3 tRNA genes are annotated in these 262 nt (G+C 53.4%); all 3 read left to right on the plus strand.

What is annotated here, in order from left to right:
* The 3 genes from SB773_RS32615 (at window position 1) to SB773_RS32625 (ending at window position 260) form a co-directional block, all read left to right on the plus strand.
* Window positions 1–75: transfer RNA gene (locus tag SB773_RS32615), tRNA-Asn, on the plus strand.
* Window positions 76–77: 2 nt separating this feature from the next.
* A tRNA-Ser gene (locus SB773_RS32620) sits at window positions 78–169 on the plus strand.
* A 19-nt stretch (window positions 170–188) separates the two neighbouring features.
* Window positions 189–260, plus strand: a tRNA-Glu gene (locus tag SB773_RS32625).
* Window positions 261–262: the final 2 nt, after the last annotated feature.

Raw genomic sequence — 262 nt, forward strand, 5'->3', positions numbered from 1 at the left:
TCCGCAGTAGCTCAGCGGTAGAGCTATCGGCTGTTAACCGATCGGTCGTAGGTTCGATTCCTACCTGCGGAGCCATTGGAGAGCTGTCCGAGTTGGCCGAAGGAGCACGATTGGAAATCGTGTATACGTCACAAGCGTATCAAGGGTTCGAATCCCTTGCTCTCCGCCATAAGGAATTTATAATATTTGGCCCGTTGGTCAAGTGGTTAAGACACCGCCCTTTCACGGCGGTAACACGGGTTCGAATCCCGTACGGGTCACC

Source organism: Bacillus sp. SIMBA_074, from assembly GCF_046534555.1.
GTDB classification, from domain to species: domain Bacteria; phylum Bacillota; class Bacilli; order Bacillales; family Bacillaceae_G; genus Bacillus_A; species Bacillus_A mycoides.